The organism is Pseudenterobacter timonensis, from assembly GCF_900021175.1.
Lineage (GTDB): Bacteria > Pseudomonadota > Gammaproteobacteria > Enterobacterales > Enterobacteriaceae > Enterobacter > Enterobacter timonensis.
On the sequence record NZ_FCOP01000013.1, the window covers coordinates 62,748 to 89,312 of the forward strand.

General features: G+C 58.5%; 30 protein-coding genes and 1 pseudogene. 12 read left to right on the top strand and 19 right to left on the bottom strand.

The features are described 5' to 3' along the window. The first annotated feature begins 7 nt into the window (after positions 1–7). The 5 genes from trpB (at position 8) to BN3796_RS15730 (ending at position 4,082) form a co-directional block, all read left to right on the top strand. Positions 8–1,201, top strand: coding sequence for a tryptophan synthase subunit beta (gene trpB, locus BN3796_RS15710; protein WP_061709310.1), 1,194 nt, complete (start codon positions 8–10; stop codon positions 1,199–1,201). Beyond that, complete coding sequence (gene trpA, locus BN3796_RS15715) at positions 1,201–2,010, top strand: tryptophan synthase subunit alpha (RefSeq protein ID WP_061709311.1); 810 nt, start codon at positions 1,201–1,203, stop codon at positions 2,008–2,010. The genes trpB and trpA overlap by 1 nt, the downstream gene beginning before the upstream one ends. A 165-nt stretch (positions 2,011–2,175) precedes the next feature. Further along, complete coding sequence (gene yedE, locus BN3796_RS15720; RefSeq protein WP_061709312.1) at positions 2,176–3,387, top strand: selenium metabolism membrane protein YedE/FdhT; 1,212 nt, start codon at positions 2,176–2,178, stop codon at positions 3,385–3,387. Then, positions 3,384–3,617 carry a sulfurtransferase-like selenium metabolism protein YedF gene (gene yedF, locus BN3796_RS15725; RefSeq protein ID WP_061709313.1) on the top strand — a complete coding sequence of 78 codons (234 nt, stop codon included), beginning with the start codon at positions 3,384–3,386 and terminating at the stop codon, positions 3,615–3,617. The genes yedE and yedF overlap by 4 nt, the downstream gene beginning before the upstream one ends. 126 nt (positions 3,618–3,743) lie before the next feature. After that, on the top strand, positions 3,744–4,082 hold the full coding sequence (locus BN3796_RS15730) for a hypothetical protein (protein WP_061709314.1): 339 nt from the start codon (positions 3,744–3,746) through the stop codon (positions 4,080–4,082). Between the two features lie 47 nt (positions 4,083–4,129). Here BN3796_RS15730 and ompW read toward each other — a convergent pair whose 3' ends face one another. Next, positions 4,130–4,762, bottom strand: coding sequence for an outer membrane protein OmpW (ompW, locus tag BN3796_RS15735; RefSeq protein WP_061709315.1), 633 nt, complete (start codon positions 4,760–4,762; stop codon positions 4,130–4,132). A 283-nt stretch (positions 4,763–5,045) separates the two neighbouring features. On the opposite strand from ompW, the gene BN3796_RS15740 reads away from it, so the two are divergent. The 5 genes from BN3796_RS15740 (at position 5,046) to yciA (ending at position 9,677) form a co-directional block, all read left to right on the top strand. Beyond that, positions 5,046–5,450 carry a YkgJ family cysteine cluster protein gene (locus tag BN3796_RS15740; protein ID WP_061709316.1) on the top strand — a complete coding sequence of 135 codons (405 nt, stop codon included), beginning with the start codon at positions 5,046–5,048 and terminating at the stop codon, positions 5,448–5,450. Positions 5,451–5,475: 25 nt separating this feature from the next. Further along, entirely contained in the window at positions 5,476–6,219 is a 744-nt protein-coding gene (locus tag BN3796_RS15745) for a YciC family protein (protein ID WP_061709317.1), read from the top strand. Positions 6,220–6,274: 55 nt separating this feature from the next. Then, positions 6,275–6,814 carry a septation protein A gene (locus BN3796_RS15750; protein ID WP_061709318.1) on the top strand — a complete coding sequence of 180 codons (540 nt, stop codon included), beginning with the start codon at positions 6,275–6,277 and terminating at the stop codon, positions 6,812–6,814. 180 nt (positions 6,815–6,994) lie between these two features. Then, positions 6,995–9,178 carry a TonB-dependent siderophore receptor gene (locus BN3796_RS15755; protein ID WP_061709319.1) on the top strand — a complete coding sequence of 728 codons (2,184 nt, stop codon included), beginning with the start codon at positions 6,995–6,997 and terminating at the stop codon, positions 9,176–9,178. Between the two features lie 100 nt (positions 9,179–9,278). Continuing rightward, positions 9,279–9,677 (top strand): acyl-CoA thioester hydrolase YciA, encoded by a 399-nt coding sequence (gene yciA / locus BN3796_RS15760; protein ID WP_061709320.1) that lies wholly within the window; start codon positions 9,279–9,281, stop codon positions 9,675–9,677. Positions 9,678–9,724: 47 nt separating this feature from the next. Here the strand turns inward: yciA and BN3796_RS15765 are convergent. After that, positions 9,725–10,497, bottom strand: a pseudogene (locus BN3796_RS15765) (energy transducer TonB). Between the two features lie 221 nt (positions 10,498–10,718). Here BN3796_RS15765 and BN3796_RS15770 point away from each other — a divergent pair. Then, positions 10,719–11,015 carry a YciI family protein gene (locus tag BN3796_RS15770; protein ID WP_061709321.1) on the top strand — a complete coding sequence of 99 codons (297 nt, stop codon included), beginning with the start codon at positions 10,719–10,721 and terminating at the stop codon, positions 11,013–11,015. A 60-nt stretch (positions 11,016–11,075) separates the two neighbouring features. Here BN3796_RS15770 and catA read toward each other — a convergent pair whose 3' ends face one another. The 17 genes from catA to BN3796_RS15855 all read right to left on the bottom strand — a co-directional run bounded on the left by catA (position 11,076) and on the right by BN3796_RS15855 (position 24,934). Further along, positions 11,076–12,002 carry a catechol 1,2-dioxygenase gene (gene catA / locus BN3796_RS15775; RefSeq protein ID WP_061709322.1) on the bottom strand — a complete coding sequence of 309 codons (927 nt, stop codon included), beginning with the start codon at positions 12,000–12,002 and terminating at the stop codon, positions 11,076–11,078. 34 nt (positions 12,003–12,036) lie between these two features. Continuing rightward, a complete protein-coding gene (gene catC / locus BN3796_RS15780; RefSeq protein WP_061709323.1) occupies positions 12,037–12,312 on the bottom strand; it encodes a muconolactone Delta-isomerase in 276 nt (91 codons plus the stop codon). 9 nt (positions 12,313–12,321) lie between these two features. Further along, entirely contained in the window at positions 12,322–13,437 is a 1,116-nt protein-coding gene (locus BN3796_RS15785; protein WP_061709324.1) for a muconate cycloisomerase family protein, read from the bottom strand. Then, entirely contained in the window at positions 13,421–14,200 is a 780-nt protein-coding gene (gene pcaD / locus BN3796_RS15790; RefSeq protein ID WP_061709325.1) for a 3-oxoadipate enol-lactonase, read from the bottom strand. Before pcaD ends, BN3796_RS15785 begins: the two co-directional genes overlap by 17 nt. An 11-nt stretch (positions 14,201–14,211) precedes the next feature. Then, positions 14,212–14,874 (bottom strand): 3-oxoacid CoA-transferase subunit B, encoded by a 663-nt coding sequence (locus BN3796_RS15795; RefSeq protein WP_061709326.1) that lies wholly within the window; start codon positions 14,872–14,874, stop codon positions 14,212–14,214. Further along, entirely contained in the window at positions 14,871–15,554 is a 684-nt protein-coding gene (locus BN3796_RS15800; RefSeq protein WP_061709327.1) for a 3-oxoacid CoA-transferase subunit A, read from the bottom strand. Before BN3796_RS15800 ends, BN3796_RS15795 begins: the two co-directional genes overlap by 4 nt. Continuing rightward, a complete protein-coding gene (locus BN3796_RS15805) occupies positions 15,551–16,864 on the bottom strand; it encodes an MFS transporter (protein WP_061709328.1) in 1,314 nt (437 codons plus the stop codon). The genes BN3796_RS15800 and BN3796_RS15805 overlap by 4 nt, the downstream gene beginning before the upstream one ends. After that, positions 16,864–17,388 carry a flavin reductase gene (locus tag BN3796_RS15810; RefSeq protein ID WP_061709329.1) on the bottom strand — a complete coding sequence of 175 codons (525 nt, stop codon included), beginning with the start codon at positions 17,386–17,388 and terminating at the stop codon, positions 16,864–16,866. Before BN3796_RS15810 ends, BN3796_RS15805 begins: the two co-directional genes overlap by 1 nt. Positions 17,389–17,398: 10 nt before the next feature. Then, entirely contained in the window at positions 17,399–18,325 is a 927-nt protein-coding gene (locus BN3796_RS15815; protein WP_061709330.1) for a PDR/VanB family oxidoreductase, read from the bottom strand. 9 nt (positions 18,326–18,334) lie between these two features. Then, the gene (locus tag BN3796_RS15820; RefSeq protein WP_061709331.1) at positions 18,335–19,069 is read right to left on the bottom strand and encodes an SDR family NAD(P)-dependent oxidoreductase; all 735 of its coding nucleotides are present in this window, start codon (positions 19,067–19,069) and stop codon (positions 18,335–18,337) included. 10 nt (positions 19,070–19,079) lie between these two features. Next, entirely contained in the window at positions 19,080–19,559 is a 480-nt protein-coding gene (locus BN3796_RS15825; protein WP_061710035.1) for an aromatic-ring-hydroxylating dioxygenase subunit beta, read from the bottom strand. Beyond that, positions 19,559–20,860, bottom strand: coding sequence for an aromatic ring-hydroxylating oxygenase subunit alpha (locus BN3796_RS15830; protein WP_061709332.1), 1,302 nt, complete (start codon positions 20,858–20,860; stop codon positions 19,559–19,561). Before BN3796_RS15830 ends, BN3796_RS15825 begins: the two co-directional genes overlap by 1 nt. Before the next feature lie 17 nt (positions 20,861–20,877). Further along, positions 20,878–21,450, bottom strand: a complete 573-nt coding sequence (locus BN3796_RS15835) for a nuclear transport factor 2 family protein (RefSeq protein WP_238379241.1) — start codon at positions 21,448–21,450, stop codon at positions 20,878–20,880. After that, entirely contained in the window at positions 21,393–21,752 is a 360-nt protein-coding gene (locus BN3796_RS15840) for a hypothetical protein (protein WP_061709334.1), read from the bottom strand. Before BN3796_RS15840 ends, BN3796_RS15835 begins: the two co-directional genes overlap by 58 nt. Before the next feature lie 22 nt (positions 21,753–21,774). Continuing rightward, the gene (locus BN3796_RS15845) at positions 21,775–22,902 is read right to left on the bottom strand and encodes an acyl-CoA dehydrogenase family protein (RefSeq protein ID WP_061709335.1); all 1,128 of its coding nucleotides are present in this window, start codon (positions 22,900–22,902) and stop codon (positions 21,775–21,777) included. Positions 22,903–23,002: 100 nt separating this feature from the next. Beyond that, complete coding sequence (locus BN3796_RS15850) at positions 23,003–24,127, bottom strand: amidase (RefSeq protein ID WP_061709336.1); 1,125 nt, start codon at positions 24,125–24,127, stop codon at positions 23,003–23,005. A 333-nt stretch (positions 24,128–24,460) separates the two neighbouring features. Continuing rightward, a complete protein-coding gene (locus BN3796_RS15855; protein WP_061709337.1) occupies positions 24,461–24,934 on the bottom strand; it encodes a MarR family winged helix-turn-helix transcriptional regulator in 474 nt (157 codons plus the stop codon). A 265-nt stretch (positions 24,935–25,199) separates the two neighbouring features. Here BN3796_RS15855 and hpaX point away from each other — a divergent pair, with 265 nt between their 5' ends. Continuing rightward, positions 25,200–26,558, top strand: a complete 1,359-nt coding sequence (gene hpaX, locus BN3796_RS15860) for a 4-hydroxyphenylacetate permease (RefSeq protein ID WP_061709338.1) — start codon at positions 25,200–25,202, stop codon at positions 26,556–26,558. The last annotated feature ends 7 nt before the right edge of the window (positions 26,559–26,565 follow it).

A 26,565-nucleotide genomic window follows, 5' to 3' on the forward strand; every position in this document is an offset into this window, starting at 1 on the left:
AGCAATAATGAGTACTTTACTGAATCCCTATTTTGGCGAATTTGGCGGTATGTACGTTCCGCAAATTCTGATGCCCGCGCTGCGCCAGCTGGAAGAAGCCTTTGTGAGCGCGCAGAAAGACCCCGCCTTTCAGGCTGAATTTACCGACCTGCTGAAAAATTACGCGGGCCGCCCGACGGCGCTGACCAAATGCCGTAACCTGACCGCAGGCACGAACACCACGCTCTATCTCAAGCGCGAGGATCTGCTCCACGGCGGCGCGCATAAAACAAACCAGGTGCTGGGGCAGGCGCTGCTGGCGAAGCGGATGGGCAAAACAGAAATTATCGCGGAGACCGGCGCGGGACAGCACGGCGTCGCCTCCGCCCTGGCAAGCGCCCTGCTCGGCCTGAAGTGCCGTATTTACATGGGCGCGAAAGATGTGGAGCGCCAGTCGCCAAACGTATTTCGTATGCGCCTGATGGGGGCGGAAGTGATTCCTGTGCATAGCGGCTCAGCCACCCTGAAAGATGCCTGTAACGAGGCGCTTCGCGACTGGTCCGGCAGCTATGAAACCGCGCACTACATGCTCGGCACCGCGGCGGGGCCGCACCCTTTCCCGACCATCGTGCGTGAGTTCCAGCGCATGATCGGCGAAGAGACCAAAGCGCAGATCCTTGAGAAAGAGGGTCGCCTGCCGGATGCGGTGATCGCCTGCGTTGGCGGCGGCTCCAACGCCATCGGCATGTTCGCCGATTTTATCGAAGAGAGCAGCGTCGGTCTGATTGGCGTAGAGCCTGCGGGCCACGGCATCGAAACCGGCGAGCACGGCGCGCCGCTGAAGCATGGCCGCGTGGGGATCTACTTCGGCATGAAGGCGCCGATGATGCAGACCGACGAGGGGCAGATCGAGGAGTCCTACTCCATCTCGGCCGGGCTCGATTTCCCGTCGGTCGGGCCGCAGCACGCTTACCTCAACAGCACCGGGCGCGCCGAGTATGTCTCGATTACCGATGACGAAGCGCTGGAGGCGTTCAAGACCCTCTGCCGTAACGAAGGAATTATCCCGGCGCTGGAGTCCTCCCACGCGCTGGCCCACGCCCTGAAAATGATGAAAGCGAACCCGGAAAAAGAGCAGTTGCTGGTGGTTAACCTTTCCGGTCGCGGTGATAAAGATATCTTCACGGTTCACGATATTCTGAAAGCACGAGGTGAGATCTGATGGAACGCTACGACAATACCTTCACCGCACTGAAAGCACGCCAGGAGGGCGCCTTTGTTCCTTTCGTGACGCTGGGCGATCCGGGGCCGAAGCAGTCCTTAAAAATTATTGACGCGCTGATTGAAGGCGGCGCCGACGCGCTGGAGCTGGGGATCCCCTTCTCCGATCCGCTGGCCGACGGCCCGACCATACAAAACGCCACGCTGCGCGCTTTCGCCGCCGGGGTGACGCCGACCCAGTGCTTTGAAATGCTGGCGGCTATTCGCCAGAAACACCCGACCATCCCCATTGGCCTGCTGATGTACGCCAACCTGGTTTTTAATCGCGGCATCGATGAGTTTTACGCCGAGTGCGCCCGCGTGGGGGTCGACTCCGTGCTGGTGGCCGACGTGCCGGTGGAAGAGTCCGCGCCGTTCCGCCAGGCGGCGATGCGCCATAACGTGGCGCCTATTTTTATCTGCCCGCCCAACGCCGACGATGACCTGCTGCGGCAAATCGCCTCCTGGGGTCGCGGCTACACCTACCTGCTCTCCCGCGCGGGTGTTACGGGCGCGGAAAACAAAGCGGCGTTGCCGCTGCACCATCTGGTGGAAAAACTCACAGAGTATCATGCCGCGCCGCCGCTGCAGGGATTTGGTATCTCCTCCCCCGAGCAGGTCTCCGCTGCCGTGAGCGCGGGCGCCGCGGGGGCCATCTCCGGCTCGGCGGTAGTGAAAATCATCGAGCGTAATCTCGACAGGCCGCAGCCGATGCTGGATGAGCTAAAAGCCTTCGCCAGCGCCATGAAGGCCGCGACCCGCCCCGCGTAACGTTTCCCCGTCCGGTATTCTGCCGGACGGCATCCTGAGGGCAAAATTGATCGCGTCGATATTTTGCCTTATCTGTGCTTCCCTAATCCTCCCATCAGCGTATTATCCCCTCTCCTTTTCCGGCCTTTCGGCCATTTAGATCCTTCTGAGTTCAGAGGTTTAAATATGTCATGGCAACACTTCAAACAGGCGTATCTGATTAAGTTCTGGTCGCCGGTTCCGGCCGTTATCGCGGCGGGCGTTCTCTCTACTTACTACTTTGGTATCACCGGCACCTTCTGGGCCGTAACCGGCGAATTTACGCGCTGGGGCGGACAGTTACTCCAGCTGGCGGGGGTGCATGCCGAAGAGTGGGGCTACTATAAGCTGATCCATCTCGACGGGACGCCGTTGACCCGCGTTGATGGCATGATGATTATCGGCATGTTCGGCGGCTGTTTCGCCGCGGCGCTGTGGGCCAATAACGTCAAGCTACGCATGCCGAAAAGCCGTATCCGCATCGCACAGGCCATTACCGGTGGGATTATTGCCGGATTTGGTGCGCGGCTGGCGATGGGCTGTAACCTGGCGGCCTTTTTTACCGGCATCCCGCAGTTCTCCCTGCACGCCTGGTTCTTTGCGGTGGCAACCGCCATCGGCTCATATTTTGGCGCTCGCTTTACGCTGCTGCCGCTTTTTCGCATCCCGGTAAAAATCACCAAAGTCAGCGCCGCCTCGCCGTTAACGCAAAAACCGGATCAGGCGCGCCGCCGTTTCCGCCTCGGAATGCTGGTCTTTCTGGCAATAATCGCCTGGGCGCTCTGCACTGCGCTCAATCAGCCGAAGCTGGGGCTGGCGATGCTGTTCGGCGTCGGTTTCGGTTTGCTGATTGAACGCGCGCAGATCTGCTTTACCTCGGCGTTTCGCGATATGTGGATCACTGGGCGCACCATGATGGCGAAAGCGATTATTGCCGGGATGGCGGTAAGCGCTATCGGGATTTTCAGCTACGTCCAGCTTGGCGTGGAACCCAAAATTATGTGGGCAGGCCCGAATGCGGTTATCGGTGGTCTGCTGTTTGGCTTTGGTATTGTGCTGGCGGGGGGATGTGAAACCGGCTGGATGTACCGCGCCGTAGAGGGGCAGGTGCACTACTGGTGGGTTGGGCTGGGTAACGTGATTGGCTCTACCCTTCTGGCTTACTTCTGGGACGATCTCTCTCCCGCGCTCGCCACCCGCTGGGACAAAGTCAATCTGCTCAGCACCTTCGGTCCGCTGGGCGGCCTGCTGGTCACCTATGGCCTGCTGCTTATTGCTTTTTTACTGGTCCTTGCGCAGGAGAAGCGCTTCTTCCGCCGTACCGCAGTCAAAACAGAAACGCAGGAGAACGTTGTATGAAAGCGATTGTGCCAGACTACCGCCTGGATATGGTGGGCGAACCCTGCCCTTACCCGGCGGTCGCCACGCTGGAGGCGCTGCCGCAGCTTAAAAAAGGGGAGATTCTGGAAGTGGTGAGCGACTGTCCGCAATCCATCAACAATATTCCGCAGGATGCAAAAAACCATGGCTATAAGGTGCTGGATATCCAGCAGGACGGGCCGACCATTCGCTATTTGATTCAAAAATGATCGTTTAAGGTCTCGCAAGAGACCTTTATCCCCTTGAAATATAAAATATCTTGATCCACTGCAATAACGTTTTTATTAACGTAAGTAAAATCTTATTTCTGTTTTGAACAAGGTTTTTATGGGTTGATGTCTTACAGAGCGTTCCTGGTTTTACTCTTTTTTATCCCTTTCCCTGCAATCTCCCTGAATTTCTCTTCCACCTTTTTGCGGCTTAACTGTCCGGAGAGAGGGCTGGTCGAGGTTATCCTGCACGCCTACGACCATACTCAGGAGAGATGGAGGGGACATTTTGAAACCGGCGCCGGGCACAAACGATCCGGGGATACCGAGATGGTGCCCTTTGCGAACGGCGATATGCTTTTCCATTCCATCTCAAACGATGCTTTCACCTATATCTATGATGGCGAAACGACCCCGAGATACTGCACGAAGCTGGACGAGCGCCCGGTTTATCCGTCGTTTTAAGGAAAGCGAAGCAAACTGGCCATGCGGGGGCCAGTTTGCGTACAGGATCAGAAACGATAGCCCGCCGAGAACATAAAGACCCACGGGTCAAGGCGGGTGCTGATGCTCTGCTGTTCTCCCCCCGCCTTAAAGCGCACATCGGTGTCGATATCCATATACCAGACCGAGGCGTTGATCAGCCAGTCGCGGTTGATAAGGTAGTCCAGCCCCACCTGGCCCGCCACTCCCCATGAATCTTTCAGGCTTAAATCGGAAAGCCCTGCCGCTTTGCCGGTGTCGTTGAACTTCTCATCAAAGAAGGTGGTGTAGTTCACACCCGCGCCGACGTAGGGGCGCACCTTGCTGCTGGCGTCGCCGAAATACCACTGCGCCATCAGGGTGGGCGGCAGATGGTGGACCGTGGCGATATCCCCGGTCGGGCCGGTGCCGACATGGTGACGAAATGGCGTGGCGGCCAAGAGCTCAACGCCGATATTATCCGTCGCCATATAGGTAAAGGTTAACCCGAGCTGGGTATTGTTACTGACGTTAAAGCCGCCCAGACCCAGCACGTTATCCGAGCCTTCCGTCGGTCTAACCGTGGCCGAACCGGCACGAATAAAAAACTCCCCCGCTTCATGGGCAGAAACCCCGCCAGAGAATGAACTTAACACAAGGGCTGCCACCGCTAACTTTTTCATATCCGCTCCATCGATGTGGTTTTACATGCGCGGTGAATATACTCATAAATGAGTAACAAGTGATCTACCTCAGATCACATTAAAACCAGTAACTTAACATTCATTGATCTGGATTAATTTTTGGTAACTACCTGCGTCACACCGTTTCGCATCCACATCAATTTTGCGCAATAACACGGTTACAAAATTTTCTTTGATACCCTCTTGCCCGTGGCAAAACGGCTGGCTAATTTAGCGCTCTGACAATTTCTGTTGATGCGTTCTTTTTTTGCAGGTGTGTACTATGAGTGATCTCAATCCGTGCATGTCGTGCGGAGCCTGTTGTGCGTATTTTCGTGTCTCCTTTTACTGGGCCGAAACCGAAGATGGCGGCGGTTCGGTGCCAGTTCACCTTACCGAGCCGTTAACCCCTTTCCTGCGCTGCATGAGCGGCACCAACCAGCGTAAGAGTCGCTGCGCCGCACTCGAGGGCTCCCCCGGCAGCGCGACGCGCTGCGCGATTTATGAAAACCGTCCCTCTCCCTGTCGGGAATTTGCCATGTCAGGAGAAGATGGACAGGTGAATGAGGCGTGTAACCGGGCGCGGGCGCGGTATGGATTACCGCCGCTTTACAAAGATATGCTTTTCCATACAAGCCTTGAGGATGCCACCGCTGAGTTATCCAGGGTACAATTACCTGTTAATTAACATCTGCCATACTCAAGGAGAGTAAATGTCTATCACGGCGAAGTCTGTCTACCGTGACACGGGGAATTTTTTCCGCAATCAGTTCATTACGTTTTTGCTGATCGCTTTGCTATGCGCGTTTATTACGGTAGTGCTTGGCCATGCGTTTTCACCCAGCGATGAGCAAATTGCCCTGTTAAGCCAGGGGGATAACCTCAGCGGCAGCGCGGGGTTGTTCGAACTGGTGCAGAACATGACGCCGGAACAGCAGCAGATCCTGCTGCGCGCCTCCGCCGCTTCCACCTTTTCCGGTCTGATTGGTAATGCCATTCTTGCCGGCGGGGTGCTGCTGATGATCCAGCTGGTATCGGCGGGTCAACGCGTTAGCGCGCTACGCGCCATTGGCGCCAGCGCACCGGTGTTACCGAAGCTCTTTATCCTGATCTTTTTAACCACCCTGCTGGTGCAGATGGGGATCATGCTGGTCGTGGTGCCGGGCGTAGTGCTGGCGATCGTTCTGGCCTTCGCCCCCGTGATGGTGGTGCAGGATAAAATGGGCGTCTTTAGCGCGATGCGCAGCAGCATGAAGCTCGCATGGTCTAACGTGCGTCTGGTGGCGCCCGGCGTGATAAGCTGGCTGTTGGCAAAAACCCTGCTGCTACTCTTTGCGCCAAACTTTGCCGTTCTGACGCCAAACGTAGGCGCGGTGGTCGCCAATACCATCAGCAACCTGATCTCCGCGCTGTTGCTGGTCTATTTGTTCCGCCTGTATATGTTAATTCGTCAGTAATATCCTGATGGCGGAGCGTTGATCGCTCCGCCCCACACCTGGATGGGATCGTAGAATGAAGCAGTTTCTGGATTTTTTACCGCTTGTCGTCTTTTTCGCCTTTTATAAACTGTACGATATTTACGCCGCGACCACGGCGCTGATTATCGCCACCGCCGTCGTGCTGATCTACAGCTGGGTGCGCTACCGCAAGGTGGAAAAAATGGCGCTGATCACCTTTGTACTGGTGGCTGTGTTTGGCGGGCTGACGATCTTCTTTCACAACGATGAGTTTATCAAATGGAAGGTGACCGTTATTTACGCCCTCTTTGCCGGCGCGCTGCTGATTAGCCAGTGGGTAATGAAAAAGCCGCTGATTCAGCGCATGCTCGGTAAAGAGCTTACCCTACCTGCGGCGGTCTGGTCGCGTCTGAATATCGCCTGGGCCATTTTCTTTATTCTCTGCGGCCTGGCGAATATCTATATCGCGTTCTGGCTGCCACAAAATATCTGGGTCAACTTCAAGGTGTTTGGCCTGACCGCGCTGACCTTAATCTTTACGCTGATAAGCGGCGTTTACATCTACCGACACATGCCGCAGGACGAAAAATCCTGACGTGCTAAGGCCAGATCGCGCTGCGTTCTGGCCGTTTTTCTCTCCCGATTCCCCTCTTTCACACCCCCTTCAAAATTGACGCAATCGTGAAGAAATTAAGGAGATTTGCACCTGATATTGTAATGAGAATAACTATCATTATTATTCGTCATCGCGTTTTTAACAAATGGAAATGAGTTGATGAACAAAATAATAAAATGCGCTCCCGCTTCACTCACGCTGGCGATTCTGGCTGCGTTAAGCCACACGGCTTTTGCCGACGACGATATACCGGATAACGGCGAGACGATGGTTGTTGAGGCGGCGGAAGAGGCGCTGAAACAGCAGCCTGGCGTCTCCATAATTACCGCGAAAGATATAGAGAAAGCGCCGCCGGTCAATGACCTCTCGGAAATTATTCGCAAAATGCCCGGCGTCAACCTGACCGGTAACAGCGCCAGCGGCAGCCGCGGCAATAACCGCCAGATCGATATTCGCGGCATGGGACCGGAGAATACCCTTATCCTTATCGACGGTGTCCCCGTCACCTCCCGCAACGCCGTTCGCTACAGCTGGCGCGGCGAACGAGATACCCGCGGCGATACCAACTGGGTGCCGCCGGAGATGGTAGAGCGTATTGAGGTTCTGCGTGGTCCTGCCGCGGCGCGTTACGGCTCCGGCGCGGCGGGTGGCGTCATCAATATCATCACCAAACGGCCTACCAACGACTGGCACGGCTCCCTGTCGCTTTTCACCAACCAGCCGGAGAACGATAAGGAAGGAGCCACGAAACGCGCCAACTTCGACCTCAGCGGCCCGCTGGCAGGTGATGCCCTGACCATGCGCCTCTACGGTAATATCAATAAAACCGATGCTGACGCCCAGGACATCAACACAGCGCAGAATGGCTCGTACGCCGCGGGCCGGGAAGGGGTCAGAAACAAAGATATTAACGCCCTGCTCTCCTGGAAAATGACGCCGCAGCAGATCCTGGATTTTGATTACAGCTACAGCCGGCAGGGCAACATCTACGCTGGCGATACCCAGTACAGCAACGGTAACGTAAGCCCGGGCGGGCTGGTCTCCTCTCTCTACGGTCACGAGACAAACCGCCTCTACCGCCAGTCTTATGGTCTGACCCATAACGGCATCTGGGACTGGGGACAGTCGAAGTTCGGCGTCTACTACGAGAAAACCAACAATACCCGTCTGCAGGAGGGCTCCACCGGCAAAGTGGAGGGGATGATCAACAGCGACGAGTACAACACCAGCCGTCTGGAGTCTTACCGAACCTCCGGCGAGCTGACCATTCCTCTCTTCTGGCTGGTTGACCAGAACCTGACGCTGGGGGCGGAGTGGAACCGCGACGAGCTGAACGATCCCGCCTCCATGCAGGCGACTAACGTCGAGGGCGAGGTGATTGGCGGCGTCCCGGGTACCGCCTCGGAACGCAGCAGTAAAAACAGCGCCGACATCACCGGCATCTATCTGGAAGATAATATCGAGGCGCGCCCGGGCACTAACCTGATCCCGGGCCTGCGTTTTGACTATCACGATAAATTCGGCAGCAACTGGAGCCCAAGCCTGAACCTCTCCCAGGATTTAGGCGACATGTTCAAATTTAAGGCGGGTATCGCGCGGGTCTTCAAGGCGCCGAACCTCTATCAGTCGAGCGAAGGTTATCTGCTCTCCACCCGCGGGAACGGCTGCCCGAACACGATCGCCACCGGCAGCTGTTACCTGCTGGGTAATCCGGATCTTGACCCGGAGATCAGCATTAACAAAGAGGTGGGACTCTCCTTCGCCGCTGAGGGTTATGAAGCAGGGGTGACCTGGTTCCGTAACGATTATAAAAACAAGATTGTCGCGGGCACCGACGTGCTGGGCTATACCTCGACGGGAGCGAATATCCTGCAGTGGGAAAACGGCGGTAAAGCGGTGGTGGAAGGTCTGGAAGGAAACCTTACTATCCCGGTGGTGGCGGATACGCTGGAGTGGCGCACCAACGCCACCTATATGATTAAATCGGAGAACAAAGATACCGGCAACCCGCTCTCCGTTATCCCGAAATACACTGTCAACACCATGCTCGACTGGCAGATCAGCAGCAAACTCTCCGCGGACCTCAACTGGACGCTCTATGGTCGTCAGAAACCGCGAAAAAATGCTGAGATCCGCAACGAAACCGACTCGCTGTCTGATAAAGAGATTGGCGCTTACTCGATTGTCGGTCTGAACGCCAACTACCAGCTGCTCAAAAATATGCGACTCAACGCGGGTATAAGTAATCTGTTGGATAAACAGATCTATCGTGAAAATGAGGGCGCTTCCACCTATAACGAAGCGGGGCGCGCTTATTACGCGGGCGTTACCCTCACCTTCTGATACAACAGCGCCCGCTCTGCGGGCGTTGTCCGCTATTTTCCTGCGTCTGGATTCATAGTAGCATCCCGCCTGAAGTTATCCGTCACGAGCGAAACAGAGAATGACTACAACAACTCCCGCCCCGCAGGGCGAACTGGTATTACGCACACTTGCAATGCCCGCCGACACCAACGCAAACGGTGATATTTTTGGCGGCTGGTTAATGTCACAAATGGATATGGGCGGTGCGATCCTCGCAAAAGAGATTGCTCACGGTCGCGTGGTGACCGTCCGGGTGGATGGCATGACCTTTTTACGACCGGTTGCGGTAGGCGACGTGGTCTGCTGCTACGCCCGCTGTGTGAAACGCGGCAACACCTCCGTGTCGATTAACATTGAGGTCTGGGTGAAGAAAGTCTCATCTGAGCCGATTGGCCAGCGCTATAAAGCCACCGAAGCGCTCTTTATCTATGTCGCGGTTGATAACGAAGGTAAGCCGCGTCCCCTGCCAGCCCTGTAAAAAAAGCCTCCATAAGGAGGCTTCGATTTTGATCGTCTGGCTTCTACTTAATCCATCTGCGCCCCGCCGTTCAGGCGGAAAACAATGTTCACTATCAGGCCGCGACCCGGTTTACCCGGTTCGTAGCGCCATTTGCGCATGGCCGATTTCACATCACGCTCAAACATATTGGCCGGCTGCGCGGAGAGGATCTCCACGTTATCCACACGCCCGTCCGCGGTGACATCAAACTTAACGCGCACCCGGCCTTCAATGCGCAGCGCCTGCGCGCGCGACGGATACTGCGGCTGGTTACGGCTCAGGGCGCGCGGACCTGCGGGCGCGGTGACCACCGGTTTTGTCGTGGCGGGCGCGCTGCTTGTCAGCGGTCTGGACGGCGCGGTATTGGTGAACGGCTGCGTCGTGCGCGGCTCTACCGGTCGCGGCTCGCGCTTCGGCCTCTCCTCGACCTTTTTCACCGGCTTCGGCTTAGGCTTCGGTTTTGGTTTCGGCTTGGGCTCCGGCTTGTGGATCACCACCGGCGCTTCCTTGGGCGGTTCAGGAACCGGCTCCGGCTCGGGCTGCGGCTCAACCACCGGTTCGGGCGGTGCAGGTGCAGGCTGCGGCGGCTCAAGATCGGCGGGGGTAACCATCGTCACCGAAATCGGCTGCGCCGGGGCGGGCATTTCAATAACCTGATGTACCGAGGTATAAAGTAGCCCCCGGGCATTTCAATAACCTGATGTACCGAGGTATAAAGTAGCCCCGCCACGACGGCACCGTGAATGACGACGGAGAGAAGCGTCGGCCAGGGAAAGCGGCGAGGTAAATCAAGGGTCATTGATGTCATAATCGTTTCAGTGAAAAAACCAGACCTCGATTTTAAATGCAAATAGCAATCATATTCAATAAGCCATCCCATCTTCTGAAGATTAATCGCTGCTACTGGTGAAAAATAACCCGCTTAACGGCAGGGATTTAACAAAGTCGCTATCTTTACATTGCAGGACGTAGCGCTTTCACATAACGTAATCCTCACTTTTTCTCTTAAGGAGCATTGCCGTGCTTTACGTTATCTTCTCTGAAGACGTTGCCGATTCCCTGGAAAAACGTCTCTCCGTTCGCCCTGCCCATCTGGCACGCCTTCAGCTGCTGCATGATGAAGGTAAACTGTTAACCGCGGGACCGATGCCAGCCGTGGACAGTAACGATCCGGGCGCAGCTGGCTTTACCGGTTCAACCGTTATTGCTGAGTTTGAATCGCTGGAAGCAGCGAATGCCTGGGCAGAAGCGGACCCTTACGTGGCGGCGGGCGTTTACAGCAAGGTTATTGTTAAGCCGTATAAGAAAGTATTCTGATATATAAAAGAGCCAGCCAGTTAAGCAACTGACTGACTGGCTCTTTGCCACTGAAGCCTGCTATTCCATCACGCGCGCACGCTTAACTCTCTCCTCCTCTCCGCTCTCAGCGGCCTTCACCAGCGCAAAGCTGAAGCTCACCTCCGTATGGGGAGCGTGAATATCACGCTTGCGGGCCAGCTTGTCATCGGTGATTTTCACCGGATCGGCAATCAGCTCTTCGCGGGTGGCAAACGCAAAGTCATCCCACAGGTACTGGTCCCCGTTGAGGTTTATCTGCGTCGTCAGATGCTTAAAACCCGGCGCCGAGACAAAGAAGTGAATGTGCGCCGGACGGTTACCGTGACGCCCCAGGCCGTTGAGTAATTTTTGCGTCGGACCGTCCGGCGGGCAGCCGTAGCCGCAGGGCACAATACTGCGCACCGCGTAGCTGCCGTCCGCTGCGGTCCGGACGCGGCGGCGCAGGTTGTATTCGCTCTGGGAGGGATCAAAGAAGGAATAGCAACCATGCGTGTTGGCATGCCAGATATCGACCACCGCCCCTGCCACCGGGTTGCCCTGCAGATCGGTGACCTTCCCGTGAAGCCACATCGCCTCCGTCTCTTCGCTGTCATCATCCATGCGGGCGAAATCCTGGCTCAGCGGCGCGTTCGCCACATAGAGCGGCCCTTCGATGGTGCGCGGCGTACCGCTGGTGTTGCCGGCGGCAGCCTCCTTTTCGTCGGCGCGCATATCCAGATAATGTTCCAGGCCCAGTCCCGCCGCCAGCAGCGCCGCCTCTTTTCGCTCGCCCAGCTCGTTCAGGTAGTTAATGGCGACCCAGAACTCTTCGTCGGTGATATCGAACTTTTTAATGGTGTGGCAGAGGTCGCTCAGCAGCTGATGCATGATCTGTTTAAAACGTTCGTTTCCACCCTCAGCATTTAAACCGCTGCTGATGGCGAGCAAGGCGTCCAGTTCTGACGGATATACCGGATTCGTGGTCATGGCAGGTTCCTCATTTTGTAGGGTATTTTTTGTTTTAAATGGCAGACGGATGGGCGCAGAGCGGTTGCACCGTAATAGCCATATAGGGATAGAGCGGTAATTCAGTTAACAGCGTGTGCAGCTCCTGGTTATCCGCGACGTCGAAGATGCTGACATTGGCGTACTGTCCCACCACCCGCCAGATGTGCAGCCATTTACCCTCTCGCTGCAGACGTTGCGAATAGGCTTTCTCTTTGGCTTTGATCGCCTCAGCCTGCTCTGCCGGCAGCGAGGCAGGAATATTGACGGTCATTTCCACTTTAAAAAGCATGTAAGCTCCTTACTGGCGCGCGTAATGGCGCAGTTTGTCGGTGTCGATTTCAATCCCCAGACCGGGGCCGGACGGCAGGGTTACCTGCCCGTCGCTGAACATGAGCGGGCGCGCCACGATGTCATCTTTCAGCAGCAGCGGGCCGAACATCTCGGTGCCCCACTGCATCTGCACCGTTGACCAGGCATGCAGGGACGCCACCGTGCCGAGCGTCCCCTCCAGCATGGTGCCGCCATAGAGCGCCACCCCCGCCGCCTGCGCCATGTGCGCCAGCTTCAGCGCCTGCGCCGGGCCGCCCGCTTTGGCAATCTTCAGCGCGAACGCGCCGGTAAAGCCGCCGCTTGCCAGCGCATAGCCGTCATGGCTGGTTGAGACCGCCTCATCGGCCAGGATCGGGATGGCAAAGCGCTGGCTCAGGGTAATTAACCCCTGCCTGTCCCACAGGGGAATGGGCTGTTCCACCAGGTCGATACCGCCCTCCTGCAGCTGATGCATCCCCTTAATCGCCGTGGTCATATCCCAGGCCTGGTTGACATCAACGCGAATGCTCACGTCGTCCCCAAGCGCAGCCCCGATCGCCAGCGCGTGCCGGATATCGGTCGCCAGCTCCCGCGCGCCAATCTTCAGCTTGAAAGCGTTGTGCCGCCCTTCGGCAAGCAGGCGTTTGCCCTCGTCGATATCTTTTTCCGTATCGCCGCTCGCCAGCGTCCAGAGAACGGGAAGCCGTTCGCATATCGCACCGCCCAGCAGCGCGCTGACGGGAACGCCCAGCGCTTTGCCCTGCGCATCCAGAAACGCGATTTCGAGGGCCGATTTCGCAAAGGTGTTGCCCTTCACGCTGCCGTTCATAGCCTGCGCCAGCGCCGCCGGGCCGCTGAAGGTTTTGCCGCACAGCAGCGGCGCGAGATAGGTTTCGATGGCGGATTTGATCGCCTCCGGGCTTTCGGCGCCGTAGCTCAGGCCGCCGATGGTGGTCGCTTCGCCCCAGCCGACGACGCCCTGGGCGCAGCTCATGCGCACAATGGTCAGCGTCTGGCAGCCCATGGTCGTCATCGACAGCTTGTGCGGACGGATCGTCGGGATATCCACCAGCCAGCAGGCGATGGATTCAATTGTGATGCTCATGTTGTGCTCCTGCCGTTAAGAAGGTGATGACGTGCTGGCTGAAGGCGTCAGCACAGGCGACGTTCGAGAGATGAGAGGCGGGCAAAGCTACGTAGCGGGCGTGCGGGGCTGCCGCTACCAGCAGTCGCGCATCCTGAGGCGTCGTCACCGGGTCGTTTTCTCCGGCAATGACCAGCATCGGGCGCGGCATGGCCGGCAGTTCGTCACGCAGATCGGCGCAGGCCAGCGCTTCGCAGCAGGCGGCATAGCCCTCCGCAGGCGTATCTTTAAGCCCTGCGACCAGCTCCGCCACCCCATCCGGGTGCTGCAGGCGAAAGTCCGGCGTAAACCAGCGGTCGGCTGCCGTCGCCGCGACGGGCGCCATACCCTGCTCACGAACCAGCGCCGCCCGCTGTAACCAGCCCTCCGTTGCACCAATTTTGGCGGCAGTGTTAGCCACCACCAGACGGTGAAAACGCTCCGGGGCGTAGCGGTTGAGCCACAGCCCGATCAAACCGCCGAGAGAGATCCCGCAGAAAGAGGCTTTTTCTGCCCCCAGGTGATCCAGCAGATCAATCACATCCTGGCCCACGGAGGCCAGGCTGATGGCCGTCGGCGGCAGCGGTGAGCGGCCATGGCCACGGGTGTTGTAGCGCAGCACGCGAAAATGGCGCGTCAGGGCGGGCATCTGCGCCTGCCACATCGCCCAGGTGGTGCCCAGCGAACTGGAGAGTACCAGCAGCGGGGCGTCGGTCGGGCCATCGAGTCGATATTCCAGCTCCATACTCTCCCGCCTTACGCCGTGGCGTCTTCGTTCAACAGGGCAAACGTCAGCGCGACCGGCGTGACGGACTGCAGATAGTCGGCAGTGATATCGCCAAAAAGCTCCCGCACCACGACGCCCGTTTCGGTTATATCCATCACCGCCATATCGGTGTAGATCCGGTCGATGCAGGCTATTCCGGTCAGCGGATAAGTGCAGGCTTTGACGATTTTGCACTCGCCTTTTCTGGTCAGATGTTCGGTCATCACAAACACTTTTTTGGCGCCAATCGCCAGATCCATCGCGCCACCCACGGCCGGAATCGACGAGGGTTCACCGGTGCTCCAGTTCGCAAGATCGCCACGTTCGGAGACCTGGTACGCCCCCAGCACACAGATATCAAGGTGACCGCCGCGCATCATGGTGAAGGAGTCGCCGTGGTGGAAATAGCAGCCGCCCGCCAGCAGCGTGACCGGCTGCTTACCGGCGTTGATCAGCTCCGGATCTTCTTCGCCCGGCGCCGGGACGGGCCCCATGCCGAGGATGCCGTTCTCGCTGTGCAAAAAGATCTCGCGGTCGGCAGGCAGCCAGTTGGCGATGCGGGTAGGCATACCGATGCCGAGGTTGACATAGGCCCCTTCGGGGATGTCGCGGGCAATACGCTGGGCCAGCTGTTCTGGGGTTAACTTATTCATGCGGACTCCTTAAGCGCGCCCGCCGCGACCACCACTCGCTGCACAAAGATCCCCGGCGTGACCACCGCTTCGGGGTCCAGCTCCCCCAGCGCCACCGTCTCGCTCACCTGCGCGATGGTGCAGGCGGCTGCGGTCGCCATAATCGGGCCAAAGTTACGCCCTGTTTTGTCGAACACCAGGTTGCCCCAGCGGTCTCCCTTCAGCGCCTTGATCAGCGCGAAATCGGCCTTCAGCGGCGTTTCAAAAACGTAATCTTTACCGTCGATACGTCGCGTCTCTTTCCCTTTCGCCAGCTCGGTGCCAAAACCGGTTGGGGTAAAAATGCCGCCCAGCCCGGCCCCACCCGCCTGAATGCGCGCCGCGAGATTGCCCTGCGGCACCAGCTCCAGCTCGACCTCTCCCCGACGATAAAGATCGTCAAAGACCCAGGAATCCACCTGACGCGGGAAGGAGCAGATCACCTTTTTTACGCAGCCTGCCTTCAGCAGCGCCGCCAGGCCATAGTCGCCATTTCCCGCGTTGTTGCTGATAAGCGTCAGCCCGCGCGGCCTGCGGCGAATAAGCGCATCCAGCAGCTCTGCGGGTTGCCCCGCCGGGCCAAATCCGCCGACCATCACCACCGCGCCGTCAAAGATGTCGGCAACCGCGTGGTCTGTATCCAGCACCCTTTTATCTATCATTCTCTTTCCTCTTTGTGAGACGGCAGGCTACGTAGCGCAGCCCAAGCCAGTAACGCGTAAACCAGCAGCAGAATCGATATGGGCCAGGCGGCGTCAAACTGGATCAGCAGCGCGACGGCGAGCATCGGCCCCAAACCGCCGGAGAAGATCGACCCCACTTCATGCCCGAGCGCCAGCCCGGAGTAGCGCACCCGCACCGGGAAGAGATCGCTCATTATGCAGGGCTGGGTGCCGATCATCGCTCCGTGGCAGAACGGCAGGCCGAGGAACATGGCCAGCAGGATCCAGCCATAGCTGCCGGTAGAGAGCAGCCAGAAGAACGGGAAGGCCATCACCAGCAGGCCGATGACGCCGATGTAGTAGACTGGTTTAAGACCGATACGATCGGAGAGCGCCCCCCAGAAGAGAATGGAGAAAAACTCCACCAGCATCGCCAGCGTCACGGCGCTGATGATGTCGCCGGTGCTGATGCCAATGTGCTTCGCATAGACCACTGAAAAAGTGAAGAAGATATAGGACGCGCCGTTTTCCGGCAGGCGCAACGCAATGGCCTGCAGCAGCGCTTTCGGGTGTTCGCGCACCAGGATCAGCAGTGGAATTTTTTCGTGCTTATCTTCCGGCTTCGCCTGGGTAAACGCCCTGCTTTCGCGAATGTTTTTGCGGATATAAACGCCGACCAAAAAGATAACGATGCTCAGCAGGAACGGCAGGCGCCAGCCCCAGCGCATAAAGTCCGCTTCCGGCAGTTTCTGCACCAGATAGAAGGCAAATGCCGACAGGACAAACCCGCCCGATACCCCCATCTGGCTCCAGGCGGTGTAGTAGCCGCGACGGGACGCCGGGGCGTTTTCGCTCAGCATCAATACGCCGCCGCCCCACTCGCCGCCGGAGGCCACGCCCTGTAAAAAGCGCAGAATAATCAGCGTCAATGGCGCCCAAATCCCCATCTGCGCGTAGGTAGGCAGCAGACCAATCACAAAAGTGGTCGCCCCCATCAGCGTTAAGGTCATGATCAAGGTCATCTTGCGGCTGTATCTGTCTCCCAGGTGGCCGAAAATAATCCCGCCCAGCGGACGGGCTAAAAAGCCGACGGCGAAACCGGAAAAGGCCAGCAGCGTGCCCTGCAAAGGATCGCCGCCTACCGGGAAGAAGAGCGGCCCAAACACCAGCGCCGCAGCGGTGCCGTAGAGGAAAAAGTCATACCACTCCAGCGCATTGCCCAGCACAGAGGCGATCACCAGCTTGCGCATCTGGTTCGCATCCTGGCTCACTTCAGTACTGATTTTTTGTTCTGTGACGACGTTGCTCATTACGCATTACCCCTGCTGGCGGGAAAATGGCCAGGCTCAGTGTCATGCCCGATGGTATGGTAACGACGGTTGAAATAAACCAGCCCGCGCGGCTGCTCGCTGATGCGAATCGCCTGCACCTGGCAGTAGAAAACTGAATGGCTGCCCACCTCATGACAGTCGGCAATCAGGCAGTCGAAGCTTGCTACCGACGAACTCAGCACCGGCGCGCCGCTGCTCATCACCTGCCAGCTGTCGTGCAGGAAACGCTCCTCCGAACGCAAGCTGGCGTTGGCAAAGATGCCGGAGAGTTCCTGATGGCTGCCGGAGAGCACGTTGACGCAAAGCACCCCGTTGCGACAGAAGTGCTGATGGGCATAAGAGCTGCGGTTCATACAGACCAGCAGCGTTGGCGGCGTATCGGTCACGCTGCAGACGGCAGACGCGGTAAAGCCAAACTTGCCCGCCGGGCCGTCTGTCGTGATCACCGACACGGCGCTGCCGAGCTGGGCCATTGCGTTACGAAATTCAGTTTGCAGTGTCATGGGGATCTCCTTACAGATCGATAACTAACCGCCCGCACTTCGCGCGGGAGCAGCAGAGCAATATCTGATCGCCGTCGGCCTTCTCTTCGTCAGTGAGATAGTGGTCGCGGTGGTCCGGCTCCCCTTCAATGACATCGGTCAGGCAGCTGCCGCAGATCCCCTGTTTACAGGAGACGTTGACCTTCAGCCCGGCCTGCGCCAGCGCTTCGACGATGGTCTGGTTTTCCAGCACGGTCACGGCGATGCCGCTGGCGGCGGCAAACACTTCAAACGCCTCGCCTTTGGTCTCCACCTCCGCGCTAAAACACTCCTGATGGATCTGCCCGGGGGCAAAACCCTGCGCTAACGCCTGCGCATTAACCGCCTCCATCAGACGCGACGGCCCGCACACGTAAACGTGGGTATCAGGCGGCACGTCGCTCAGTACCGCCGTCAGGTTCAGACGCTGTTCATCGCTAAAATGCAGATGTGGCGCATACGCTGACGCTTCCAGCCGTGACACGAAGGCTGCCTGCGCGCGGGAACGGGCGCAGTAGTGCAACGAGAATGAACGCCCCGCCGCATGCAGCTCGGCGGCCATCGCCAGCATCGGGGTGATGCCGATCCCGCCGCCAATCAGCAGGCTATGCGGGGCATGTTCGTCCAGGGCAAAGAGATTGCGCGGCTCGCTTACGGTGACACTGTCACCTTCCTTCAGCGCGTGTACGGCCACGGAACCGCCCTTCGAGTCACTCTCTTTCAGAATGCCCAGCTGATAGTGGTGACGGTCCTGAGGATCGCCGCACAGGGAGTACGGACGAACCAAATCTTTCGCAAGATGCAGGTCGATATGGGCCCCGGCGCTGAACGCCGGGAGGGCAATACCCTGCGCATGCGCCAGCGTCAGTAGCACCACTTCGCCCTGCAGCTCGCGCCGGATAACCTGTAACGTCAGCATGATCGCTCCTTAGCGCATAAACAGACCGCCGTTGATATCCCATGTCGCCCCGGTGACAAACGACGCCTGCGGGGAAGCCAGCAGCGCTACGGCCTGCGCCACAAACTCCGCCTCCCCCAGCTGACCCACCGGGATCGTCTGCAACAGGCTCGCCATCTTCTCTTCCGGGACCAGTGCATGAACGGTGGGCAGATCCATCGGGCCGGGGGCGATAGCATTCACCGTCACCCCCGATTTCGCCAGCTCGCGGGCAAAGATCTTAGTGAGCGTCAGGATGCCGCCTTTGGACGCCGCGTAGTGCGCCCCCGACGCCGTACCGCCGTTTTGCCCGGCGAGCGACGCCAGGTTAATAATCCGCCCGTAGCCACGGCTGGCGAAATAGCGCCCCAGGGTCTGGCAGCCGACAAAAGTCCCGCGCAGGTTGGTGGCGATCACCCGGTCAAACTCGTCGACGTCGATCTCCATCACCGGTGTGGCGAGCGTCAGCGCAGCGTTGTTCACCAGTACCTCCAGGCTGCCGAAGCGCGTCAGGGTGGCCGCCAGCGCGCGGTCAAAATCCTCCGGCTGGCGGATGTCCAGCCCGAGTGCCAGCACGTTGCCGTTATCCAGCTCATCTGCCGCCTGCTGCGCGCGGGCGGCGTCCACATCCGTCAGCACCACCTGAAAGCCCTGCGCCAGCAACGTGGAGGCGATAACATTTCCTAACCCGGCGGCCGCGCCGGTCACTACTACGGTTTGCGTCATACGCGGCTCCTCAGAGGATGTAGCCGATGCTGTGCAGCACATCGTCGCTGTTAACCAGGCGGATCACCTTCTGGCGGATCAGCCAGCGTTCGCCCTGCTGCTGCAGATGCCAGGTGATATCTGCCGCGTAGTGGCGGCTATGGCCCTTGCGGTGCTCCCACAGGGATTGCGCCCCGCGTACCACGATGGTGCTGTCGTCTGACTCCAGCACGCGCAGGCGCGACAGGGTGCGCAGCGTACGGGCGCGCGGCGTGGTGGAGATCGATTCGCCGCTGTAAAGCCGTTTCACCCGCTTCTCCCGCATGGGGTGATCGTCGCAGGCGTAGTTGAGGCTGTTTTTAAAATCGGTTTCGGCGGGATCGATGGGCACCACGTAAAGACCGTCGCGCTGCCACAGATCCAGCCAGGCGTTGAACTCCCCCTGGTCGAGCAGATCGCCTTCAAGATTCACCACCGACATGGCGGTAAAGAGAGCAGAATCGGGCGTCATCATTTTTCGTTCTCCGTCATGAGCTTTTTCCACTGCTGATAGGCGGCGCGCATGCCGGTTTCGGCGCTGACGTCGCTGCGCAGTCCATCGTCGGTGCGGAACTCCCCCGCCAGACCGCGGTTGAGCATGATCCAGAGATCGTCGCCCGACGTAGCCCCGCGCTGCACGCGCTCCCAGGCCTCGGAGTCATCCGGCGTGCCGAAACCCATCGGCCCCTGAAAGTGTTCGTGCAGACGCAGGCGCGCCTGATTGGCAATCTCCGGCCCGCCCTCCATGGTGATCACCGCATGGTGAATTTCGGTTTCGTTGACGGATACCGGCTGGAGCACGCGGAAGAAGGCCATCGAACAGGCGATGTTCGGAAAAATATTGAGGTTAAAACCGGAGCCGCCGACGGCACGAACGATGCGCCGCACCTGCGCTTCGTCATGATCGGCGCGCAGGGCCTCCGCCAGTTCGGTGAAGCGTTCCGGGATGGGGGCGTCAAGGTTGGCTTCGAGATCCACCAGCTCAGGGATCATCACCATTACGCTGTGTCCGTTGCCTAAATCTTCGACGTAGCCGCTGCCGTCAACGAAGTTGAGCATCTCTTCGGTCTGCTTATCCACGGAGCTTAAGAACGAGCGGTGGACCACCGGGAAGTGATAGCCGTCGGTGGTGTTTTCCAGCTGGATTTTCCAGTTGCCCGGGAAGCGGAAACGGTGCGCCGGTCCGGTTTTGATCGGATAGCCCGCCCCCTGTTTCATAAAGAGATCCATCCACTTTTTGGCCGCGCCGAGAAAATCCTCCAGCGGTTCAATCTGCTCGTTAAAGGTGGCGAAGATCATTCCGGCGTACTGCTCGGTGCGCAGCGACACCAGCCCCAGCTCCCCTTTCTCCAGCTGGTCAGCGTAACTTTCCGGATGCGGGACGCCGCGCAGGCTGCCGTCCAGCGCGTAGCCCCAGCCGTGATAGGGGCAAACAAAACTGTTGGTTTTGCCGCTGCGATGCTCGCACACCGTCGCCGCACGGTGGCGACAGCGGTTCAGCAGCGTATGGACGTTGCCTTTACGGTCGCGCACCACGATCACCGGCTGGGTGCCGATCTCGGTCGTTTTAAAGCTGCCGCTCTCCGGGATTTCGCTGGTGTGCGCCACCCAGACCCAGGTTTTGCTGAAAATTCTCTCCAGCTCAAGGCGGAACAGCGTCTCCGAGGTGTAGAGCGAGGTGTGGACCCGGTCACGCTGGACCAGCGCCGCGATTTCTGTGCGTGACGGCACGGTGTCGATGTTTTTCACGCTGATGTGTTGCTCGCACTGCATATCCAGTCTCCTGCCAGTCAATTTTTATCCGGTACGGGTAAGGCATCTGCCGCCTGCCAGTGGTCAACCGGCCTGCTGAAGAGGTTGCGGGTCGTGAAATGCGCCATCACCATCCCGGGCTCCCCGGGTGTAAAGGTGACCTCAATTTCAGCGGCGTTCAGATGGGCGCCGCCCGCGCTGAACGCCGAGGTCTGTAACATCAGCCAGCGGCCTTTAAGCTGCCCGTCCGGCTCGTGCCATAGCGCCTCTGAACAGAGAAAATGGGCGTTCATGGCAAAGTGCGCGGGCTTTCGCACATATCCCGCCATCATGGTCATAATTGCCTCTCGCCCCTGGTGGCGACCGAGACGAGTGGCGTAAGGTTCACCCACCCCTTCCCAGCAGGCATTGGCGGTAAAGAGCGCGCCAATGGCCTGCACTATTTCCGGCGTGTCGAGCCGGTCGCACAGGTGCATGTAGTGGCTGATGCAGAGACGTGCGGCCTGGTATTCTTCGAGTTGCTGCAGGCGCAGCGCATCCCGGGCGTTCATGGTCAGCTCTGAATAATCAGTTCGCGGCCCACGCGGGCTTCGATTTTGCAGTACTTCCATAGTCTGCTTCCGCTGTCGCCCACCGGCGTGGTGCGGAACAGGTTGCAGACCGCCGCCACGTTTTCCAGGCGCTCGGCATCCGCCAGCACGTAGGTAGTCCACGGCGCGGCGGTGGATGGCCCGACCATCAGCTGGTCGTCGTCCATATTGCCGATGACGCGAATGCCCGGCGTCTCCTCGATGCCTTTCATCATCACCCCGAAGGCGGCCCACACCTGTTTAGCTTCTGCCGCGCTGGCATCGAAAAAATTCTGGTTAACGCCGATGCAAAACAGCACGCGTAAGGTCGTTGACTGGCTCATCTGTTACTCCTTTCGTTAAAAATCACAGGTAACCTGGCAGCGGTTTGCCGCCAAAAAAGACCGTCCCGGCATTGAGGTACGAGAGGTCGCCCATAAAGGCATGTTGGGTAATCACCATCGTGTCGCGAACATAGCGTTGTAGCGGGCTGGTCATGGTGACGCCCCCCATGCCGTTCAGCGCCAGGGCCTGACGCGCCACCTCAGCGGCCACGCGGGTGACATGCGTAGAGGAAAGCCGTAAGGCGTTGATCTGCTCGCAGTTCGGGTCGTCTCCCGCCAGCAACCGCTGCCAGACCTCGTCAATCGCCTCATAAAACCAGGCCCGGGCCGATCGCAGTTCGGCTTCGCAACGGGCGATCTGCATCTGCGCCTGCGGGCGTTCAGCCAGCCCCGGCGCGCCGGTGACCGACTGCTGACGATGGGCAATGGCGTAGATTTCGTTGAGCGCGGCGCGCGCCACCCCCAGCGCCACCACGGAGAGCACCTGCGTGGCAAGCGAGAGCACCGGGTAGCGGTAAAGCGGCCCTTCCAGATTCAGCGCTCCGCCGCGCACAAAGGTCCACTCATGCGGCACGAACGCGTCGTTAACCACCAGGTCGTGGCTGCCGGTGCCCGCCAGCCCGACGGTGTCCCAGACCGGATCGATCTGCACGCTGGCTCTTGGCAGTACCGCCATACGCGGCAGGGGCTGATCGCCCTCCGGCAGGATGCCAACGCCCAGCACCGACGCTCCCATGCTGCCGCTGGCGAAGCTCCAGCGTCCGCTGACGCGATAGCCACCATCGGCCTGCTGCGCTTTTTGCGTCGGAAAGATCCCCCCGGCAAAGACCACGTCAGGCCCGTCGCGCCAGAGTTCCTTCAGGGTGTCTGGCGCAAGCGCGCCGAGGTAGAACGGGCTCATGCCAAAGCTTGCCACCCAGCCGGCCGAGCCGTCGGCGGTGGAGATCTGTTCAATCAGCTCGCAAAACTGCGCCGGGGAACATTCGTCGCCGCCGTACATCCGGGGCACCAGGGCGCGGTAGACTCCCGCCTCCTTGAAGCGGGCGATCACGTCGTCGGAGATATGACGCTGATGCTCAAATTCATGGCTGCGTTTAGCCACCTCACTCAGCAGCGGAACCAGCGCCTCACGAACAGGTACGGCAGACATAGCATCCTCCGGATAGTTATCAGCGGCGCGCGTCAGGACGAGCGAAGCCGCAATGAGTCGAACTCACTGAATCTTCAGGGTGAAAACAGAAATGTGAGGGCTAGTGACGTCGTCGCGACAAGAGCCACTCGGCGGCCTGCACCAGCAACCCGTCATGACCCTTGCGGGCGATAAGCTGCAGCGCCACCGGACGCCCGTCGATTTCGCCGACGGGCAGCGTCAGCGCCGGGTGGCCGCTGAGGTTAAAGGGGCGAACCAGACGCGTCAGGTTGACCACGCTTAGCGGCTCCTTCGCCTCCTGCAAGGTGGGCGGCAGCTCCGGCAGCGTCGCCATCGCCAGCAGCGGCGTCTTATCGAGTAAGGCATCCACCCCGGCGGTAAAAGCGATACGCGTCTGTTCTGCCTGGCGTAACGCGGCAGGGGTAATGTCTGCGCCGGCACGGATGCGTAAAGCCACATCCGCCGACACCAGACTGGTGGCGAGAAGCGGGCCTGATGCACGCCAGTTTTCATGGCTAATGAGGGTGAGCCCCGCGCGGTGCGCCTCCTCCAGCAAAGCAAGCGTCGTTTCCTGGGGGGAACATCCTGCCTGTGCAAGAAATTCGAGAATGCAGGCGTCAATCTCTGGCTCAGCCGCCAGCACGCAGGCCATGGGGGGCAATGCGTCGAGCGGTTCGCCGACGGGGATCGCCAGCCGGGTCACCACGTCGCGTAGCATGGCCGCATCCCGGGTGAACACGCCGACGCAATCAAGCGAGCTCTCTTCAGGCATGACGCCATGACGGCTTAACACGCCAAAGCCCGGTTTCAGCCCGATAATGCCGCAGCAGGCGGCAGGCATTCGCACGGAGCCGCCCGTATCGGTGCCGAGGGCGAAATCCACCTCGCCAGAGGCAACCACCGCCGCCGACCCGCTGGAGGAGCCGCCCGGGATCAGGGAGGGATAACGCGGATTGACCGGCGTGCCGCAGCGAGGATTGATGCCGGTAACGCCGAAAGCCAGTTCATGCAGCGTGGTTTTACCGACCAGCAGGCAGCGCGCCTCCAGCAGGGTGGCGACGACCCCGGCATGGCGCTCTGCCACCGGTACGGTTGCCAGCGCCGGACAGCCTGCCCGGGTGCGGTATCCGGCAACATCCAGCGTGTCTTTCACCGCGAAGCGGAGATCCCCCTCGCCGAGTGTAAACTGCTCGACAAAACCATTGCTCTTGCGTACTGGCTTCATGATTGATACCTTCACCAGAAAAAATGAATCAAATTCAGGCTGAGCATTATTGCTCTTTTTTTATCCTGACTAACGTCAGGTCAATCATGGAAGAATTAGATGAATATTCAAGTAATATTTCACGTTAATTTTACGCTCAAGCAACATCTTATTAACCATTATGTAAGCATGGTTAATTATTCATGATGATGAAAAATAACGTAAAACAGAGCGAATGGCAGTGGGAGTGCGCGATGATGGCCCATCGCGACAGGTTAGAAAAAGCAGATAAATAACAAAGAATTAGCGGAAAGGTCTACGCGGTTCACAAATTTGTCATTCGGCTGTTTTGCCTTAAAGCTCGTTCAGGTTGTCGAGCACTTTGGACAGGGAGAGGTTCATTTTTGCCACCTGGCTGCTGGTCATTCCTTTAAAGCCTTTCTCAAAAACTTTGCTCGCCTGGGCCATCGCCTCTTCCACTTTTTGTCGTCCCGCGTCGGTAAGCATCACCTCCGTTACCCGGGCGTCATGCTCGCTGCTGGCGGTGGTGACAAGTCCATCTTCACGCAGCCTGCCGACAATTTTGGTGACGGTGGGCATCTTTGCCATGGCATATTCCGCGATCTGCGAAATGCTGGCCTTACCATACTGGTGGGTCACCATCAGCACCCGAAAGCCTGAGACATCCAGCTGGGCTTTTTTGAGTGAGATTTCCATAATTTGCATATAGCGTGCGTGGACGTTGACGATCCAGTAAAAGGGAAAATCTTCCCGATGAAAGCCAGGCGCAGATGCCCGATCGTCAGTGGTTTTATTTGGGGTACTCATGCGTTTCCTTACCAAAAACAGGCGGCTGATAAACGATTATACCCTGCGAATCTGTGACCGCTATAACAACATGCGCGCCCGGGGAGGGTTTCCGCCGCCTGCCAACCGGGAGAAGCGATCCCGATCGCAATATGATTCATAAATGCTATCCAAATAACAATTACGTATCATTTTTAGAACATTAATTTGACGAAGCCACTGGCTATTTTCTATACGTTTAGCCGACCTGCACCCTCATACTAAAAATCGCAATGTGGAGCTTTTCATGAACGCACCTCCTGCTCAACCGCCTCTGGATCCGCGTCAGCAAGCCGTCATTAAAAAACTGTTCCGGCGTTTAATCGTCTTTTTATTTATTCTGTTTGTTTTCTCCTACCTCGATCGCATTAACATCGGCTTTGCCGGCCTGACAATGGGCAAAGATCTGGGGCTAACCAGCACCATGTTTGGTCTCGCAACCACGCTGTTTTATGTGATGTATGTGATTTGCGGCATCCCCAGTAACGTCATGCTGAGTATCGTCGGCGCGCGCCGCTGGATTGCCATTCTGATGGTGGTCTGGGGTATTGCCTCTACCGCCACCATGTTCGCCACCGGGCCAAACAGCCTTTACGTGTTGCGCATGCTGGTGGGGATTGCCGAAGCTGGTTTCCTGCCAGGGTTACTGCTCTATTTAACCTACTGGTTCCCGGCGCACTACCGCGCCCGTGCCAACGCCCTGTTTATGATTGCCATGCCGGTGACCATGGCGCTGGGTTCGCTCGCCTCCGGCTACATTCTCAATATGGACGGACTGCTGAATCTCAAAGGCTGGCAGTGGCTGTTCCTGCTGGAAGGATTCCCTTCGGTGCTGCTGGGGCTGGTGGTCTGGTTCTGGCTGGACGACAGTCCGGCGAAGGCCAAATGGCTGACCGAAGATGATAAAGCCTGCCTGAATGAGATGCTGGAAGCGGATAAAGTGGCGCTGCAAAACTCGCAGCGGGCAGCCAGCACCGCTGCCCTGCCCCCGCGCAGCATGGCGCGGGAGCTATTTACCCCGATTATCATTCTCTACACCGTTGCCTATTTTTGTCTGACCAATACCCTCAGCGCGCTCAGCGTCTGGACGCCGCTGATTTTGCGCAGCTTCAACGAAAACAGCAGCAACGTCACTATCGGTATTCTGAGCGCTATTCCCCAGGTCTGTACCATTGTCGCGATGGTCTGGTGGAGTAAACGTTCCGACCGCCTGAACGAACGTAAGGTACACACGCTGCTGCCTTATCTGTTCGCCGCGGCGGGCTGGATAATGACCGCCACCAGCACCAACCCGCTATGGCAGTTTGCCGGGATTGTCATGGCTTCAGCGGGGGCGTTTGCGGCCATGGTTATCTTCTGGACTACGCCGGATCGCTATATCTCCCTGCGTGCACGGGCGGTGGGTATCGCGGTAATTAACGCTACCGGGATGACCGGCGCAGCGCTCGGCCCGCTGCTGATGGGCTGGATGAAAGATGTCACGGGGAACTTCAACGCCGGGATCTTTATGGTGGCCGGTTTCCTGGTGCTGGGAGCGTTGATTATCGCCGTGATTCCGATGAAAAAGGTCAGCGCGCAAGAGGCGGCCCCCTCTCCTGCGGCTTGACTTATTT

Excerpts from the sequence above, each read along its gene's own strand:
- trpB (WP_061709310.1), top strand. The coding sequence starts at position 8 with ATGAGTACTTTACTGAATCCCTATTTTGGCGAATTTGGCGGTATGTAC.
- trpA (WP_061709311.1), top strand. The coding sequence starts at position 1,201 with ATGGAACGCTACGACAATACCTTCACCGCACTGAAAGCACGCCAGGAG.
- yedE (WP_061709312.1), top strand. The coding sequence starts at position 2,176 with ATGTCATGGCAACACTTCAAACAGGCGTATCTGATTAAGTTCTGGTCG.
- yedF (WP_061709313.1), top strand. The coding sequence starts at position 3,384 with ATGAAAGCGATTGTGCCAGACTACCGCCTGGATATGGTGGGCGAACCC.
- BN3796_RS15730 (WP_061709314.1), top strand. The coding sequence starts at position 3,744 with ATGTCTTACAGAGCGTTCCTGGTTTTACTCTTTTTTATCCCTTTCCCT.
- ompW (WP_061709315.1), bottom strand. The coding sequence starts at position 4,762 with ATGAAAAAGTTAGCGGTGGCAGCCCTTGTGTTAAGTTCATTCTCTGGC.
- BN3796_RS15740 (WP_061709316.1), top strand. The coding sequence starts at position 5,046 with ATGAGTGATCTCAATCCGTGCATGTCGTGCGGAGCCTGTTGTGCGTAT.
- BN3796_RS15745 (WP_061709317.1), top strand. The coding sequence starts at position 5,476 with ATGTCTATCACGGCGAAGTCTGTCTACCGTGACACGGGGAATTTTTTC.
- BN3796_RS15750 (WP_061709318.1), top strand. The coding sequence starts at position 6,275 with ATGAAGCAGTTTCTGGATTTTTTACCGCTTGTCGTCTTTTTCGCCTTT.
- BN3796_RS15755 (WP_061709319.1), top strand. The coding sequence starts at position 6,995 with ATGAACAAAATAATAAAATGCGCTCCCGCTTCACTCACGCTGGCGATT.
- yciA (WP_061709320.1), top strand. The coding sequence starts at position 9,279 with ATGACTACAACAACTCCCGCCCCGCAGGGCGAACTGGTATTACGCACA.
- catA (WP_061709322.1), bottom strand. The coding sequence starts at position 12,002 with ATGACCACGAATCCGGTATATCCGTCAGAACTGGACGCCTTGCTCGCC.
- catC (WP_061709323.1), bottom strand. The coding sequence starts at position 12,312 with ATGCTTTTTAAAGTGGAAATGACCGTCAATATTCCTGCCTCGCTGCCG.
- BN3796_RS15785 (WP_061709324.1), bottom strand. The coding sequence starts at position 13,437 with ATGAGCATCACAATTGAATCCATCGCCTGCTGGCTGGTGGATATCCCG.
- pcaD (WP_061709325.1), bottom strand. The coding sequence starts at position 14,200 with ATGGAGCTGGAATATCGACTCGATGGCCCGACCGACGCCCCGCTGCTG.
- BN3796_RS15795 (WP_061709326.1), bottom strand. The coding sequence starts at position 14,874 with ATGAATAAGTTAACCCCAGAACAGCTGGCCCAGCGTATTGCCCGCGAC.
- BN3796_RS15800 (WP_061709327.1), bottom strand. The coding sequence starts at position 15,554 with ATGATAGATAAAAGGGTGCTGGATACAGACCACGCGGTTGCCGACATC.
- BN3796_RS15805 (WP_061709328.1), bottom strand. The coding sequence starts at position 16,864 with ATGAGCAACGTCGTCACAGAACAAAAAATCAGTACTGAAGTGAGCCAG.
- BN3796_RS15810 (WP_061709329.1), bottom strand. The coding sequence starts at position 17,388 with ATGACACTGCAAACTGAATTTCGTAACGCAATGGCCCAGCTCGGCAGC.
- BN3796_RS15815 (WP_061709330.1), bottom strand. The coding sequence starts at position 18,325 with ATGCTGACGTTACAGGTTATCCGGCGCGAGCTGCAGGGCGAAGTGGTG.
- BN3796_RS15820 (WP_061709331.1), bottom strand. The coding sequence starts at position 19,069 with ATGACGCAAACCGTAGTAGTGACCGGCGCGGCCGCCGGGTTAGGAAAT.
- BN3796_RS15825 (WP_061710035.1), bottom strand. The coding sequence starts at position 19,559 with ATGACGCCCGATTCTGCTCTCTTTACCGCCATGTCGGTGGTGAATCTT.
- BN3796_RS15830 (WP_061709332.1), bottom strand. The coding sequence starts at position 20,860 with ATGCAGTGCGAGCAACACATCAGCGTGAAAAACATCGACACCGTGCCG.
- BN3796_RS15835 (WP_238379241.1), bottom strand. The coding sequence starts at position 21,450 with ATGGAAGTACTGCAAAATCGAAGCCCGCGTGGGCCGCGAACTGATTAT.
- BN3796_RS15840 (WP_061709334.1), bottom strand. The coding sequence starts at position 21,752 with ATGAGCCAGTCAACGACCTTACGCGTGCTGTTTTGCATCGGCGTTAAC.
- BN3796_RS15845 (WP_061709335.1), bottom strand. The coding sequence starts at position 22,902 with ATGTCTGCCGTACCTGTTCGTGAGGCGCTGGTTCCGCTGCTGAGTGAG.
- BN3796_RS15850 (WP_061709336.1), bottom strand. The coding sequence starts at position 24,127 with ATGAAGCCAGTACGCAAGAGCAATGGTTTTGTCGAGCAGTTTACACTC.
- BN3796_RS15855 (WP_061709337.1), bottom strand. The coding sequence starts at position 24,934 with ATGAGTACCCCAAATAAAACCACTGACGATCGGGCATCTGCGCCTGGC.
- hpaX (WP_061709338.1), top strand. The coding sequence starts at position 25,200 with ATGAACGCACCTCCTGCTCAACCGCCTCTGGATCCGCGTCAGCAAGCC.